Source organism: Plantactinospora sp. B5E13, assembly GCF_039871775.1.
In the GTDB taxonomy this organism is placed as follows: Bacteria; Actinomycetota; Actinomycetes; order Mycobacteriales; family Micromonosporaceae; genus Plantactinospora.
Genome location: NZ_JBDPLT010000075.1, coordinates 14050 through 27926, shown reverse-complemented (window position 1 = coordinate 27926; position 13877 = coordinate 14050). Strand labels below are relative to the sequence as shown.

Here is a 13877-nt window from a genome sequence, read left to right as displayed (position 1 = left end):
CACCCCCGCACAACCCTGCCCCGAGCAAGCCGACCACGTAATCGGCGAATCCACCCTGCCCCGAAACCACATCGGATCAAATCTATTCAACTGCGATCAACACGAACCGCATCGGTGGATCGAGGCTGAGGAGACGTGATGCCTGAACCGGCGGAGTTGGAGGCGCTGTTGCGCCTCATGCCGCCCGTGACGGAGAGCGACACGGCGGTCGACTGGGACGAGATCACCGATTCCTGGGGTAGACCTTTTCCGGCCGCGTACCAGCGCTTCATGGCGGTCTACGGAGCGGGAATGATCGAGGACTACCTGGTGATCGGCACACCGGAGCCCTGGGTCGAACCACCCGACGGGGATGACGCCGACATGCGTGCCGGTACGGCGTTCGCCCGGGTCCTGTGGCAGGAGTCGCGTAAGGAGCGTGACCTCGAGGGCACGACCCCACGGCTGATCATGTGGGGCGTGGACAGCAGCGGCGACCACCTGTGCTGGGACGCATCCGATCCGGACCCCGAGCAATGGCCGGTGCTGCTCTACAACCGCGGCGAGAGCATCTGGCGCCGCTACGACTGCGGCATGGTCGAGTTTCTCGTCGGCCACCTCGAAGGGGAGTTCCCCACCTGTCCGCTGGGTGACGTCGGACTCTTCGGCCGCGGCGGCGCCACCTTCCTGACCCGGATGGAGTACCTGCGCCGGTTGCGGTCCGGGGTGGACCCGTGGACCGGCGAGCCCGACCCCTTCGCCGGCATGTACAACTACGGATAGCACGGCCACGAGACGAGGCCCGGCCGATGACGGCCGGGTCTCATCTCTACCTGAACAGCTGCCAGCGCCTCGGAGACCCGTCCCCGTCACCGTCGGTCACCTTGATGGTGGTTTCGTCGTTGAGGCGCACGTCGCACCTCCGAAGCCGGCCGGTTGCGCGGACACCGCCCGTCAGGCGGCCGGGTCGAGGGTGACGAGGCGCTGGGTGGCCCGGGAGAGCGCGACGTAGAGGGTCCGTACCCCGGCCGGGGAGTCGGCCCGGATCTCGTCGGATCCGACCAGCAGGACGCCGTCGTACTCCATGCCCTTGGCCTGGAGGCTGTCGACGACCTGCAGACGCGGGTCGGCGTCGAGCCAGCCGGTCACCTCGTCGCGACGCGGGACGGGGGTGATCACCCCGACCGTGCCCTCGACCTCGGTGAGGAGTTTGGCGGTCGCCTCCCGGACCGCGTCCGGCAGGTCGGCGGCGGGCACGGTGAGCCGTACCGGCTCCACCCCGGTCCGCCGCACCGCGACCGGCAGCGGCAGGTCGGGGGAGATCTCCCGGATCACCGAGGCGGCCACCGCGAAGATCTCCGCCGAGTTCCGGTAGTTGGTGGTCAGGGTGTACTCGTGCCGGGGGCGGCGGCCGAGCGCCTTGTCCCGGGCCCGGGACAGTTCGGCCGGGTCACCCGTCCAGGCGGTCTGGGCCGGGTCGCCGACCACCGTCCAGGAGGCGAGCCGGCCCCGCCGGCCCAGCATCCGCCACTGCATCGGCGAGACGTCCTGCGACTCGTCGACCACCACGTGTGCGTACTCGCGGTAGTCGGCGGACCGTTCGGCGTCCCGGTTCGCCCGGGCGGCCCGCTGCCGGTCGGCGTACGTCGTCACCTCGCGGATCCCGCCGGCCACGTGGAACGGGTCACGCCGCTTGGCGGCCGGCCGCGGCGGTCGGCCGAGCAGTTCGTCGAGTTCGTCGAGGAGCGCCACGTCGGCGATGCTCGGCCCGTCGACCGGCAGCGTCCGGTGCGCCCCGGCCAGCAGCCGGATCTCGGCGTTCGAGAGGATCCCGGCGGCGTACCGGCGGAGCCGGTCCGGCCGGGTCAGCCAGGCCAGCACGTGGGTCGGGTGCAGCCGGGGCCACCAGGCGCGGAGGAAGTCCCGGAACTCGGGCCGTTCGGCGATCTCGTCCTCGAAGGCCCGCTGCTCCGGCAGCCGACCGACCCGCAGTTCCCGGGCCTGGGCCCAGAGCGCGTCGAAGATCCCGTCGAAGCCGGCCCGGCGTACCTCGTTGCGCCGGGCGCCCGGCGGCAGCGCCCGCTGCCGGATCCGTTCCAGTTCGGTGCCGGTGAGCCGGAGCAGTTCGCCCCGGTAGAGCAGCCGCAGTTCGTCGGGGGCGTCCGGTACCTGGTCGCGGACCGCCCGTTGCAGCACCTTGCGCATCCGCAGCGAGCCCTTCACGGCCGCGACCGGGCCCGGATCGGTACGGGTGGCCGTCACCCCGTCGACGAGGGAGCCGAGCGAGTGCAGCGTGGCGGCGTTCTCGCCGAGGGAGGGGAGTACCGAGGCGATGTAGTCGACAAAAACGGCGGACGGCCCGACCACCAGGACACCGCCGCCGGCGAACCGGTTGCGGTCGGAGTAGAGCAGGTAGGCGGCCCGGTGCAGGGCGACGGCGGTCTTGCCGGTGCCCGGACCGCCGGAGACGATGGTGACCCCACCGGCGGGGGAGCGGATCGCCTCGTCCTGCTCCCGCTGGATGGTCGCGACGATGTCCCGCATGCCGCGTCCGGTGGTCCGGGAGAGCGTGGCGAGCAGGGCGCCGTCACCGACCACCCGCATCCCGGGCGGGGCCGCCGCCGGGTCGAGCAGGTCGTCCTCGATCCGGGTCACCCGCTCGCCGCTCGACGAGATCATCCGACGGCGTACGACACCCTGCGGATCCGCCGCGGTGGCCTGGTAGAACGCGGCGGCGGCCGGGGCCCGCCAGTCGATCACCAGGGGTTCGGAGCGCTCACCTCGGACGCCGAGCCGGCCGACGTGCAGCACCTGGCCGGTCCGCAGGTCGAGCCGGCCGAAGACCAGGCCCTCGTGTTCGGCGTCGAGGGTGTGCCGCCGCCGGGCGGCGTGGAAGACCATCGCGTCGCGTTCGACAAGCGCACCGAAGTTGCCGACCCGGGCGATCTGGTAGCCCTCCCGTTCCGCCCGGGCGGCGGAGCGGCGCAGCTGCTCCAGCCGGGCGTACACCCGGTCGAGGTGCCGCTGCTCGGCCTCGATCTCCTGCCGCAGGGTGGTCTGGTCGGTCAACGCGCATGCTCCCGGGAGATCGAGGTCCGGCCGGGGTTGTCCGGTCCCGGCAGGCCGGACCCGGCACCTCGCCCGGCGTGAGTGCCAGCTAGCGAGGGTACGCCCCGCCCGCTCGCCCACCGACCACCGCGTCGGCGGCGCCGGCCTGTTCGGCCACCGCGAGCAGGGCGGTGGCGACGACCTCGGCGCGTTCCAGCATCAGCATGTGACCGGCACCGGGGCAGACGGTCAGGTCGGTCGACGGCAGCGCCTCGACGATCGCGCGTGCGCACGGTGGCGGGGTGAGCCGGTCCCGGTCGCCGACCAGGACCGCGACCGGCATCCCGGTCAGTGCCGCGAGGGTCTCCAGCCGGCGCTGTGCCCCGATGGACGGGCGGAACCCGCCGATCGAGACGAGCGAGGCACGGGCCACCGCGGCGGTGGTGAGCCGGATGTCGGCCGGGTCGCAGACGTCGCCGAAGAGCAGCCAGCGCAGGGTGGGGCGGAGCAGTTCCAGCAGGGGGCGGGGGGTACGCCAGCCGCCGCACCGGGCCAGCAGGCCGGCGCCGGCGGTCTCCGCGACCCGGATCAGCCGGGCGAGTTGCGGTGCCACCCCGTAGCCGGTGTGGGTGTGTCCCTCGGCGGTGGTGGAGACGAGGACCAGCCCCGCGATCCGGCGGGCGAAGTCGTCGGGGTGGCGGTGGGCGTACTCCATCACGGTCATCCCGCCCATCGAGTGGCCGACCAGCACCACCCGGCCGTGCGGGACCAGCTGGGACACCACCTCGGCGAGGTCGTCGCCGAGCTGGGCGAGGGTCGCGGTACGCAGCGTGGTCGGACCGGACCGGCCGTGGCCCCGGGCGTCGTAGCTGATCACCCGGACGGCGTCGCCGAAGGTGTCCCGCAACGCGGTCACCTGGCGGTGCCAGATCCGCCGGTCGAGGGTCCAGCCGTGCAGCAGCAGCACGGTGAGCGGCGCGTCCTCGGGGCCGCAGCTCTCGGCGTGCAGTCGTACGCCGTCCGGCAGGGAAACCACGACGGGGCCGGGCATGGTCACCTCGCATCGGGTCGGGGTGCACGGGGGATTACCCGTACCGCCGGGGCGCTGAACCCGGAACCACGCCGCCCCGGAGCGGGCCGCCCGACGGGCACGGCGAACGCCCCCGGCACGGAGTCGTGCCGGGGGCGTTACCGGAGGTACGTGCGGTGAGCGGGCGTCCGGGCCACGAGCGCCCGGAAGGGTGCTCAGGCCTCGAAGACGCCGGCCTCGACGAGCCGCTTCTCGCAGCGGTCCCACCCGTCGCTCGGGTACGCGGCGGCCAGGTTGGTCAGCTCGGCGCGGATCTTGACGGCGTGCCCGGCGCCGGCCAGCGCCCGGATCTCCTCCACGAAGGCGTCGGAGTCGGTGCGCAGGTGCGTGGTCTTGCCGTTGAGCAGGTTCCGCACGTAGGCGTGCTTGCCGCCGTTCAGCGGGATCAGGTACTTGAACTCGCCGAGCACGCTCAGGGCGCCACCTTGCCCTGCTTGCCCGGCCCGGACGGATGCGCGCGCGGTCTTGGAGGTGTTGCTCGCCACGGAGGTACTCCTTGCATGACGTACGGGAGGACGGGAAAGTCCGAGGGGACAGTTGGCGGACCGGGCTGCGAGCCCACCCGCCGGATTCATGTCGTGCTGGCCGGCTCCGCCATCAGTGGACGCCGCCCGGCAAATTTTACACGACAGCGGTGTTGGCTGGTCGGCTACCGCCGCTGACGTGGGGTCCAACTACCTACGCCGGTACGGCTATTCCCCCGGGGCAGTTTTCCGAATCCCTGGCGTACCATCCGTCACAACCGTCATCATGTGTCTCAGCATTGCGCGGTGGTCCGCGTCGGTGATCCGAGGTCGTAGGGGAAGACGCACCTCGCTCTCCGGGAGGTCACCGTGCCAACGCGTGGCGTCGTATACGTCCACTCGACCCCACTCGCCGTGTGTCAGCACGTCGAGTGGGCGATCGCGCGCGTCCTGACCGCGCCGGTCACCCTGCACTGGACAGCCCAGCCCGTCGATCCCGGCGCGCGTCGGGCGGAGTGCGGGTGGTCCGGCCGGCCCGGGACGGGTGCCGAACTGGCTGCTGCGCTGAGACAGTGGCCGATGATCCGCTTCGAGATCACCGAGGAACCGAGTCCGGGGGTCGACGGCGAGCGGTTCATGTACGTGCCCGGTCGAGGGCTTTTCCGGGCCACCACCGGGGCCGCCGGCGACATCCAGATCGGCGAGGACCGGCTTCGGTCGATCATGGCCTCGGCGCGGGCCCCCGAGGCGCTGGCGCACGCGCTCGACAAGGCGATGGGCACCGCCTGGGACGCCGAACTCGAGCCCTACCGCTTCGCCGGGGACGGCGCGCCGGTGACGCTGCTGACCCGGGTCGGTTGACCTCCGCCGCCCGGGCCGCGACCGGGGCGGCCCGCGGTCGGTCGGTGCGTCCCGGTCCGGCGCGATTCAGCCCGGTTCTGGGCGGTATGTCTCTTCTGTGTCGGATGTGCCCGCCAGCGTCGGCCGGGTGATCCACGGTCCGACCGGTGGCCCGCCCCCTCGGCAACGGGTCGGCGGTCGAGTTGCCCGCCCGATGGCGGCCTGATGGGATAGCCGACGTGTCGAATCCCCTCCGACAGCTTCCGCTCGTACTCGCCACCGTGACCGCCCTGCTCGTCTCCACCGCCTGCGCCGGCCCGGCCGGCCGCACCGCCGGGCCCGGCCCCTCCGCGTCGTCGACCCCGGCGCCGCCGGGCACGCCGCCGGCCGCCGACCCGGCGGCCCGGGCCGCCGAACTGGTCGCCCGGCTCGGCGACGAGGACCTGGTCGGCCAGGTCCTGATGCCCTACGCGTACGGCGACTCGGCGACCCGGGTCTCCGCCGGGTCGGCGGCCGGCAACCAGAAGCTGGCCGAGGTGGACACCCCCGCCGAGATGGTCGCCAAGTACCGGTTGGGTGGGCTGATCCTGGTCGGGTTCTCCGCCGACGACCCGACCGGCCGCAACCAGCCGACCACCAACGTCGACAGCCCCGAGCAGGTACGGAAGCTGACCGGAGGGCTGCAGGAGGCGGCCGGCAAACTCGCCGCCGGCGCCGTGCCGATGCTGGTCGGGATCGACCAGGAGTTCGGTGTGGTGACCCGGATCTCCGCCGGCGTGACCAACCTGCCCAGCGCGATGGCGCTCGGCGCGGCCGGCGAGCCGCCGCTCACCGAGACGGCCTGGCGGGCCGCCGGCAGGGAACTCGCCGCGCTCGGGGTCAACGTCGACTTCGCGCCGAGCGCCGACGTACTCTCCGACGGCCGGAGCACCGTGATCGGCTCGCGGTCGTACGGCTCGGATCCGAAGGCGGCGGCGGCCCAGGTCGGCGCGGCGGTCCGGGGCCTGCAGGGGGCCGGGGTCGCCGCGACCCTCAAACACTTCCCCGGACACGGCCAGACCGCGGCCGACTCGCACCAGGGACTGCCGGTGGTCCGCCAGGACGAGCAGAAACTGCGGGCGAACGCGCTGCCGCCGTTCTCCGCCGGCATCGACGCCGGGGCCTGGATGGTGATGAGCGGCCACCTCGACGTGCAGGCGATGGATCCGGGGGTGCCGGCGACCTTCTCCCGCAAACTCCTCACCGACGTGCTCCGGGGCGAGCTCGGCTTCACCGGGGTACTGGTCACGGACGCGATGAACATGGCCGCCGTCACCGACCAGCCGACCGGCAAGGCGGTGGTCCGGGCGATCAACGCCGGCAACGACCTCGTGCTGATGCCGTCGAGCGTGACCGAGGCGTACGACGGTCTGCTGGCCGCCCTGCGGGACGGCTCGCTGCGCCGGGAGCGACTGGTGGAGGCGGTGACCCGGGTGCTGACCCTGAAGTTCCGGCTCGCCGGTCGTACCGCGCCGGAGCTGGGCACGCTGAACAGCCCGGAACACCAGGAGGCGGCCCGTCAGGTGGCGGCCGCCGCGGTGACCGTGCTGCGCGGCAGTTGTACGGCGGCAGCGGTGACCGGGCCGGTGACGGTGACCTCCTCCGGCGGGCGGGAGCGCACCCGGAACCTGCTGACCGAGGCGCTGACCCGGGCCGGGGTCGAGGTGGTCTCCTCCGGCGGCGCGGTGGTGCACCTGGTCGGGTACGGCGACGGCGTCGGCGACCTGCGCGGCGACGCCGCGGTTACCGTCGGGATGGACACCCCGTACCTGCTCGGGCAGGCCCGGTCCAAGGTGCTGCTGGCGACGTACTCGTCGACGGCCGCGTCGATGACGGCGCTGGCGGAGGTGCTCGCCGGAAAGGCGAAACCGACCGGACGCTCACCGGTGCCGGTGTCCGGGCTGCCCCGGTCCACCTGCCCGGCGGCCTGACCGGTGTCGCCGCTGGTGACCTCGGTCACCGACGCTGCTGGTAGCGTTCCGCAGGCCGAGGGGCAAGGTCAATCAAACGGGGGGGGTGTCACGGGCGGTGACTAGCCGGACTCCGAGCCTCTCCGTGGTCGTTCCGATCTTCAACGAGGAGAGTGTGCTGCCGCTGCTGGCCCGGCGGCTCCGCCCGGTCCTCGACGGCCTCGACGAACCGTACGAGGTGGTCGCCGTCGACGACGGCAGCACCGACGCCACCCCGGTTGTCCTCGCCGGCCTGCGTCGGAGTTGGCCGCAGCTGCGGGTCGTCCGGCTGCGGCGCAACAGCGGGCACCAGGCGGCCCTGACCGCCGGCCTGTTCCGGGCCCGGGGCGGCTACGTCGCCAGCATCGACGCCGACCTGCAGGATCCGCCCGAGGTCCTGGTCGAGATGCTGACCCTGGCCCGGGAGCGGGCGTTGGACATCGTCTACGGCGTGCGCAGCGACCGTTCCACCGACTCGACCTTCAAGCGGTCCACCGCCGGCCTCTACTACCGGCTGGTGCGCCGGCTGGTCGGCAACACCGTGCCCGCCCAGGCCGGTGACTTCCGGCTGCTCAGCCGGGCCACCGTGGAGGCGCTGCGCGAGCTGCCGGAACGCCGCCTGGTGCTCCGGCTGGTGGTGCCGTGGCTGGGTTTTCCCAGCGCCGAGGTGCCGTACGTCCGCGAGCAGCGGGCGGCCGGCAGCACGAAGTACTCGCTGTCCCGGATGGTCCGGCTGGCCACCGACAGCATCACCAGTTTCTCGGCGGTACCGCTGCGGGTGGCGACCTGGCTCGGGGTCGGCGGCATGCTGCTCTGCGCGCTGATGGTGGTCTTCGCGTTCGTCGCCTACCTACGCGACTCGACCGTGGCCGGGTGGGCCTCGCTCTACGTGGCGATCCTCTTCCTCGGCGCGGTGCAACTGCTCTGTCTCGGGCTGCTCGGCGAGTACGTCGGCCGGATCTACGCCGCGGTGCAGGGACGGCCGGCCTACTTCGTCAGCTCCGACACCGCCGACCTGCCCGAGCCGGTGGCGTCGGCAGACCCGGTGCCGTCGGTCGAGCCGATGGCGATTGCCGAACCGGTGGATGCGGTCGAGCGGGTGCCGTCCGCCGAGCCGGTGAACGAACCGCTGGAGGAGTCGTTCGGCGCACCGGCGGCCCGTACCGGTGGGGGTGCCACGTCGGCCACCCACGACGGCGCCGCACCGCCCCGGCGTGGTCGGGCCGGCACGAGGACGGGGGGATGACCGCGACCCTCCGGGAGGTCGCCCGCCCGACCCGGCCCGCGCCGCCCCTCGTCCCGCCCGCGCTGCGCCGCTGGGCCCCGCTCGGCGCGGCGGTCGGCTACGTCGCGGTGGCGCTGCTCGCCGCCGACACCAGCCCGCTCGACCTGCTCCGGTACGCGGGCTACCTGCTCTGGGCACTGATCCTGCCCGGCACCCTGGTCTACCGGGCGCTGCGGCGCCGCCCGCACACCCTGGTCGAGGACATCACGATGGGGGCCGCCGTCGGGCTGGTCCTCGAACTGCCGGCCTGGGCGGTCTTCGCGGCGCTCGACGTCGGCGGTTGGCTGTGGCTCTGGCCGACGATGGTGGTCGGACTCTTCCTCGGCGTACCGGGTCTGCGTCGACACTGGCTGGTCCGGGACTATCCGAGCCGGGCCCCGGTCGGCTGGTCCTGGACGGTCGCCGGCGCGGTCGGATTCTTCACCACCTACCTGTCGGTCACCTTCCTGCAACGCAACCCCGTGCTGCCCGCCTCCGACGGGACCCGGCAGTACCTCGACCTGGCCTACCAGCTCTCCCTGGCCGGCGAGGCGAAGCACCAGTTCCCGCTGCACGTGCCGCAGGTCGCCGCCGAACCGCTCGACTACCACTGGTTCGGCTACGCGCACATGGCCGCCACCAGCCTGATCGGGCAGATCGACCTGCCGGTGGTGGCACTACGGCTGGCCATCCCGGCGCTCTGCGCGGCGGCGATCGTCCTCACCGCCGTGCTCGGCTGGCGGGTCAGCGGGCGGCCGTACGTCGGCGCGATCGCCGCGGTGCTCTTCTTCGTCATCGGCGAAACCAACTTCACCGACCCGGTGAACATGCCGTTCGGCACCCAGGCCTCCTTCGTGATCTGGCACGGCATGTCGATGATCTACAGCTGGGTGCTGCTGATCGCGCTGGTCGCCGTACTCGCCGACGTGGTCGACCGGCGTGCCGACCGACCGGTCCCACCACTGCCCCGGGCCGGGGCGGTGGTCCTCGCCGCGCTGCTGATGCTCGCCTCCAGCGGGGCGAAGGCCAGCTCCCTGCCGGTCGTCGGGCTCGCCCTCGCGGTGACCGCGGTCGCGCTGCTCGTCACGACCCGACGCATCCCGTGGGCGGTGGTCGTCGCCGGCCTGCTCACCGGCACCGCACAACTCTTCGCCACCGCCGTGCTCTACCGCTTCCAGGCGTACGGCATCAAGGCCGCGCCGTTCGGCGGACTGGAACCGTACTGGACGATTCCGTCGGACCGGCCGGGCTGGGCCGGCCCGCTCGCCGTGGCCGCCGTGCTCGGCGCCTTTCTGGTCAACATGCAGCTGCGGGTGGCCGGCGTCGTGCCGCTGCTGCTGCGGCGTCGGGGACGCCTCGAACCGGTGCAGTGGTTCCTGCTCGGCGGCACCCTCGCCGGACCGGCGCTCTTCCTGGTCCTCGACCAGCCCGGCGGCGCCCAGCAGTACTTCACCCGGGCCGGCTTCAGCTTCGCCGTGGTCCTCTCCGCGTGGGGATACGTCCTGGTCGCCGACCGGGCCCGGCTGACGTCCCGGGCCCGCTGGACGGTCGGGCTCGCCGCCCTCGGCTTCGCGACCGTGCTGGTGCTGTTCCAGCTCCGGTACGCCACCCCGCCACCGAACACGTCGCTGTTCGACTCGCTTCGCCCGCTGCTCTGGTGGGCCGGCGGACTGGCGCTGCTGATGGTGCTCGCGGTCGGCGTGTGGCGTCCGGCGACCCAGGGCATCGCCGCCCTGCGGGGCCGGGGCGGGCTGCTGCTGCTCACCGCGGTCCTGGTCGTCGGCGCACCCGGGCTGGTGATGGACATGGCAAAGTCGGCCCGTTCCCCGAACGGCGGCGCGTACACGAACGTGCCACTGCCGAAGTCGCGGGTCGACGCGGCCCGGTGGACCCGGGAGCACAGCGCCCCGGGTGACGTACTGGCGACGAACGCGCACTGCCTCGTCGTCACCAACGGCTGGTGTGACGCCCGCTCGTTCTGGCTCAGCGCCTACGCCGAACGTCGGGTGCTGGTCGAGGGCTGGAGCTTCGCGCCCCGGGTGGCGGCGCTCGGCGCGTACACCCCGTTCTGGGACCAGGAGCTGCTGCGCCGCAACGATGCCGCGATCAGCGCGCCGACCGAGGCCGGACTGCGCGAACTGCGCGACCGGTACGACGTCCGCTGGCTGGTGGTGGACCGGCAGGTCGGCCGGGAGTCGCTGGAACTGCGTCGACTCGCCGCGCTCCGCTACGACAACGGCCGGATGGCGGTCTACCAGCTCCGCTGACCGGCGGCATCCCGGCGCCCCGCCTGTCAGGCACCATCGCCGGCGGTCGGACAGGGCCGCTGTTCACTGCCCGACAGGGCGGTAGCGGAGGTGTACGACACCGTTGCGGAACCGGCGCTCATCGAGGAGCTCAAGGTCGGCGCGCATGCCGTTCGGCAGCCCTGGCTTGCCTCCGCCGACGACCACCGGCCAGACGAACAGCTGGCACTCGTCGACCAGCCCGGCCTGGAAGGCCTGCGTCGCGAGGTTCGCACCTCCCACGGTGAGATCGCTGCTGGCTGCGGCCTTCAGTTCGCGTACCGCGGTGGGGTCGAAACGGCGTTCGAGTCGGGTGTCGGCGGTCGACACCGTGGCAAGGCTCGTGGAGTAGACGACTTTGTCCGCCGCCTGCCACGCGTTCGCGAAGTCGGCCATGAGCTCGGACCGCGCGGCCAGCGCGGCGTCGGTCTCCCAGACGGCCATCGACTCGTACAGGCGCCGCCCGTAGAGGAGCGTGCCCACCGAGCGCAGAAGGTCGGTGGTGAACGCGAATACCTCGTCGTCGGGTGGGAACCAGGCGAAGACGCCGCGTTCGTCCTCGATGTAGCCGTCAAGCGACACGTTGGTCACGTAGATCAGCTTTGCCATGCCGCTACCTCTCGGTGATCACCTGCAACGTCCGTGACATTCACCAGCGTGGGGTTCAGCTTGTCACCCCAGGCGCCGACCGGCAGCCGTGAGGGCGAGGTGGCCGTCAACTTCGTCGCCGACGATCCCGACTATGCGGGCACCATGACAATGACCTGGGCGGTGACCGCAACCGAGGACGGGACGCGCGTGGACTTCCGAGCCGACGACGTCCCCGTTGGCATCTCCGCGGAAGATCACGCGGCTGGGCTCGCGTCCTCGCTGGCAAACCTCGCCGCCTACGTCGAACGGTAACCCCGTCACGAGACGGGGATACGATCGGCGCGGACGTGACCCCGCGTTTCGATGGCACCCGCCAGGTACGTCGGCGACGCGGTTACCGTCGGCCCCGCCCTCTCGACCCGCCGTAAAGGTGGACTCGATGGTCGACATCATGGTCGGGCTCGCATGAGACGAACCCGTCGGTCCGCATCTCGCCATTCGCGACGAGTACCAGCCAGTCCTCGTAGTACCAGCTCGGATCGCAGGCGCAGGTGGTGACGGTGAACCGGAAGTTCGCCCGGTACCGGCCGATCTCCCCGGGCTTGAGCGAGAAGAGACGGGCGGGGCCGCTCTGCCGCGGGTAGGCGGCCCCGCCCGGCAACCGGTCGACGACCAACGCCCCGCCCTCCAGGGACAACCAGAGGCCGAGGTCACGGGCTCGATCAAGACCGCCACCGACTACGTCGGCATGACGCACGTACCGGGCCGCCTCAGCTGCGAGTACCTCATGAATGACCACCTCAGCGGTCGGCATCGACGGCGGGAGCGTCACCGGGCTACCCAGACCCCGCCGGGCGTTCGCCTCCGGCGCCCCACGTGCTGCCGCACTCCACCGCACACGCACTCGTTGAATGGTGATCACGGTTCACCCTGCCGCACCGGGCCGCCGGACCGCCAACCGTTATCCGGACCTGCCGCCCGGCGCGCCAGCGACCGTGCAGCTAACGGAGTTCCCGAGGGTCGGGGAAGTAGGTGTCCAGCAGGTCGTTGCGGAGCTTGCCGGTCGGGTCGTACCGACGGGCCAGCGCGACGAAGTCGGCGTACCGGTCGTAACGTTCGCGCAGCACCTCCGGCGGTACGCCGAACAGCTTGCCCCAGTGCGGGCGGGCGTCGTACGGCGCCAGCCGCTGCTCGATCGCGTCGAGCACCGGCAGTACGGCATCGGTGTCGGCGATCCAGGTGAAGTGCAGTGCCGCACTCTCCCGCCGGTACGCCGGACTCAGCCACAGTTCGTCGGCGGCGACCGTACGGATCTCCGAGATCTGCAGTACGGCGGCGATCCGGTCGCCGATCTCCTCCAGCGCGGCCAGCGCCTCGACCAGGTGCCGCCGGTCGACGAAGTACTCCGACTGCAGCTCCTCGCCGCTGCTCGGGGTGAACTCCAACCGGAAGTGCGGCAGCCGGGCGTGCCAGGGGCCGGGCACACCCAGCTGTTCCGTGCAGTGCACCGCCGACATCCCCGGAACGGGGTGCCGGGGCCCGTCGGCCAGGGTCGCGTCGAGCCAGCGTGGCTGCGGGGGCTCCCCGCCGACGTCGGTCCGGCGCTTCACCCAGACCTGGTTCACCCGCGGGCCGGTCCAGTCGGTGAAGAGACTGACGCTGTAGCCGGCGCCGAGTAGTTCCTCCTGGTCGGAGGCGATCCGGTGCCAGGGCAGGTTGTCGTGGACGTACTGGGAGACCTCGAAGGTCGGGACGAGGTCCAGGGTGAGCCGGGTGACCACACCGAGCGCGCCGAGCCCGACCACCGCACCGGGGAAGTCGTCGTCGCCGCGGGTCAGCGTCCGCAGTTCGCCGTCGGCGGTGACCAGCTCCAGGGCGGCGACGGCGGTGGCCAGGTTGCCGTTGGCCAGCCCGGAACCGTGGGTGGCGGTGGCGACCGCGCCGGCGACCGAGATGTGCGGCAGCGAGCCGAGGTTGTGCAGCGCGAAACCGGCCTCGTGCAGCCGGGTGACGAACTCGCCGTAGCGCAGCCCGGCCGCCACGGTGACCTGGGACCGTCCGTGGTCGATCTCGACCGTCGACGGCAGGCCGGCGACCGAGACCAGGTCTCCGCTGGTGTCGGCGATCCGGTTGAAGGAGTGTCCGGTGCCGAGCGGGCGTACCCGGTCGCTCGCCGCGACCACGGCCTGGAGCTCGGCCACGGACGCCGGGCGGTGCAGCCGGGCCGCCGCAAAGGTGATGTTGCCGGCCCAGTTGGTCGGTTGTCCGGTCATGTGCACCCTTGTCCTGCGGAGGGATGGTGGTTCCGGGCGGGTCAGCCCGGGCCCG

The 13877-nt window shown here is 72.4% G+C and carries 12 protein-coding genes; 6 read left to right on the top strand and 6 right to left on the bottom strand.

Annotation, left to right across the window (positions count from 1 at the left end; genetic code table 11):
* Positions 1–138: 138 nt before the first annotated feature.
* A complete protein-coding gene (locus ABGB05_RS35430) occupies positions 139–762 on the top strand; it encodes a hypothetical protein (RefSeq protein WP_347658363.1) in 624 nt (207 codons plus the stop codon).
* A 171-nt stretch (positions 763–933) separates the two neighbouring features.
* Here the strand turns inward: ABGB05_RS35430 and ABGB05_RS35425 are convergent, their stop codons facing one another.
* The 3 genes from ABGB05_RS35425 to ABGB05_RS35415 form a co-directional block, all read right to left on the bottom strand.
* On the bottom strand, positions 934–3048 hold the full coding sequence (locus tag ABGB05_RS35425) for an AAA family ATPase (protein ID WP_347658362.1): 2115 nt from the start codon (positions 3046–3048) through the stop codon (positions 934–936).
* 88 nt (positions 3049–3136) lie between these two features.
* Positions 3137–4078, bottom strand: coding sequence for an alpha/beta hydrolase (locus ABGB05_RS35420; protein WP_347658361.1), 942 nt, complete (start codon positions 4076–4078; stop codon positions 3137–3139).
* Between the two features lie 194 nt (positions 4079–4272).
* Complete coding sequence (locus ABGB05_RS35415; RefSeq protein WP_347658360.1) at positions 4273–4602, bottom strand: hypothetical protein; 330 nt, start codon at positions 4600–4602, stop codon at positions 4273–4275.
* Between the two features lie 348 nt (positions 4603–4950).
* Between ABGB05_RS35415 and ABGB05_RS35410 the strand changes: the two genes are divergently transcribed.
* The 4 genes from ABGB05_RS35410 (at position 4951) to ABGB05_RS35395 (ending at position 10940) form a co-directional block, all read left to right on the top strand.
* Complete coding sequence (locus ABGB05_RS35410) at positions 4951–5442, top strand: DUF3145 domain-containing protein (RefSeq protein WP_347658359.1); 492 nt, start codon at positions 4951–4953, stop codon at positions 5440–5442.
* A 218-nt stretch (positions 5443–5660) separates the two neighbouring features.
* Complete coding sequence (locus ABGB05_RS35405; RefSeq protein ID WP_347658358.1) at positions 5661–7391, top strand: glycoside hydrolase family 3 protein; 1731 nt, start codon at positions 5661–5663, stop codon at positions 7389–7391.
* A 97-nt stretch (positions 7392–7488) separates the two neighbouring features.
* Positions 7489–8655, top strand: coding sequence for a glycosyltransferase family 2 protein (locus tag ABGB05_RS35400; RefSeq protein ID WP_347658357.1), 1167 nt, complete (start codon positions 7489–7491; stop codon positions 8653–8655).
* Positions 8652–10940 (top strand): hypothetical protein, encoded by a 2289-nt coding sequence (locus ABGB05_RS35395; protein WP_347658356.1) that lies wholly within the window; start codon positions 8652–8654, stop codon positions 10938–10940. Before ABGB05_RS35400 ends, ABGB05_RS35395 begins: the two co-directional genes overlap by 4 nt.
* Positions 10941–11003: 63 nt before the next feature.
* Here the strand turns inward: ABGB05_RS35395 and ABGB05_RS35390 are convergent, their stop codons facing one another.
* On the bottom strand, positions 11004–11567 hold the full coding sequence (locus ABGB05_RS35390; RefSeq protein WP_347658355.1) for a dihydrofolate reductase family protein: 564 nt from the start codon (positions 11565–11567) through the stop codon (positions 11004–11006).
* Positions 11568–11615: 48 nt separating this feature from the next.
* Here ABGB05_RS35390 and ABGB05_RS35385 point away from each other — a divergent pair, with 48 nt between their 5' ends.
* Positions 11616–11861 carry an SRPBCC domain-containing protein gene (locus ABGB05_RS35385; protein ID WP_347658354.1) on the top strand — a complete coding sequence of 82 codons (246 nt, stop codon included), beginning with the start codon at positions 11616–11618 and terminating at the stop codon, positions 11859–11861.
* 82 nt (positions 11862–11943) lie between these two features.
* Here the strand turns inward: ABGB05_RS35385 and ABGB05_RS35380 are convergent, their stop codons facing one another.
* Both ABGB05_RS35380 and ABGB05_RS35375 read right to left on the bottom strand, forming a co-directional pair.
* The gene (locus tag ABGB05_RS35380) at positions 11944–12363 is read right to left on the bottom strand and encodes a hypothetical protein (RefSeq protein ID WP_347658353.1); all 420 of its coding nucleotides are present in this window, start codon (positions 12361–12363) and stop codon (positions 11944–11946) included.
* A 187-nt stretch (positions 12364–12550) separates the two neighbouring features.
* Complete coding sequence (locus ABGB05_RS35375) at positions 12551–13822, bottom strand: FAD-binding protein (RefSeq protein ID WP_347658352.1); 1272 nt, start codon at positions 13820–13822, stop codon at positions 12551–12553.
* Positions 13823–13877: the final 55 nt, after the last annotated feature.